The sequence below is a fragment of the Streptomyces sp. SID3212 genome, from assembly GCF_009865405.1.
Lineage (GTDB): Bacteria > Actinomycetota > Actinomycetes > Streptomycetales > Streptomycetaceae > Streptomyces.
Window position 1 is genome coordinate 1 of sequence record NZ_WWJY01000123.1, and the last position, 968, is coordinate 968.

The 968-nt window shown below is 76.1% G+C and carries 1 protein-coding gene and 1 pseudogene; both read right to left on the bottom strand.

Annotation, left to right across the window (positions count from 1 at the left end):
* A pseudogene (locus GT042_RS03590) lies at positions 1–317 on the bottom strand (4-alpha-glucanotransferase); the annotation flags it as partial.
* Positions 318–545 (bottom strand): hypothetical protein, encoded by a 228-nt coding sequence (locus tag GT042_RS03595; RefSeq protein WP_161307238.1) that lies wholly within the window; start codon positions 543–545, stop codon positions 318–320.
* Positions 546–968: the final 423 nt, after the last annotated feature.

A 968-nucleotide genomic window follows, 5' to 3' on the forward strand; every position in this document is an offset into this window, starting at 1 on the left:
GGCAAGGGCGCACCGCCGCCCTCCGGCTCCACCTGGAGGGTCGTCCCGGGCGGCAGCCCCGCCAGGGCGGCCGGGGCCTCGGGCCGCTCCCCCTCGGGGGCGCTCCACAGCACCACCGTCGGGGGCAGCAGCCGCTCCGCGGCGGTGGCCTCCGCGCGGGTGAGCGCGTCCGTCACCGCCGCGGGTGTGGACGCGTCGACCCCGAGCGCGGCGAGCACCGCCACGACGGTGTCGTCCGGGACCTGGACGGTGACGTCGGGCGAGGGGGCGTACGAGGTGGCGACACCGTGCAGTGCGGCGAGCCTGGCCAGGCCCATTCAGACTCCTGGGGACTCCGTGCCCCCGGCGGTGCCGGGAGCTGTCGGTTCGCTGGTGAGGGGGGCGGTGTCGGCGAGCGGGGGCTCGCTGGTCAGCGGTTCCGCGTCGGCGAGCGGCGGTTCGCTGGTCAGCGGGCCGGGCGCGGACGGCGCGGGGCCCGGCACCGACGGTCTGGGGATCGGCTGTTCGGAGGGGCCGGAGAGCAGGCGCGGTGCGGGTGCGGCCATGACGGCTTCTCCAAGGGCTGGGGGACAGGACACAACAGCCCTACCCAGCGTAGGCGGAGGCAGGCGCGTACGGCGGGTGAACCTGTGCCGGTGCGGAGGTGTCGGGTCACGGTCCGTCTCCCGCGTGTCACGATCCGTCCCCCGCCCGGCAGTTGGAACCCCTGCCTATCACAAGGGGCGAAGGAGACACAGCGGCCACGCGCATTGACACCCCGACCACGGGGTGGTGGGCTCGTCCCCGCTTGGCGCGAATCCTCGCGAGTCTTGGGGGGACCAGGGAACACGAGAGGGGCACGGCGTGCGGCTCGGGCGTACAGGACGGACGGCGACGGCGGTCGCGATGGCCGTGATCGGCGGGCTTCTCGGCGGGGCGCCGGGCGCGTACGCGGCCCCGCACGACCCGGCCTCCCCGGTCGCCGCCAC

Coding starts and splice junctions, on each gene's coding strand:
- GT042_RS03595 (WP_161307238.1), bottom strand. CDS start 545: ATGGCCGCACCCGCACCGCGCCTGCTCTCCGGCCCCTCCGAACAGCCG.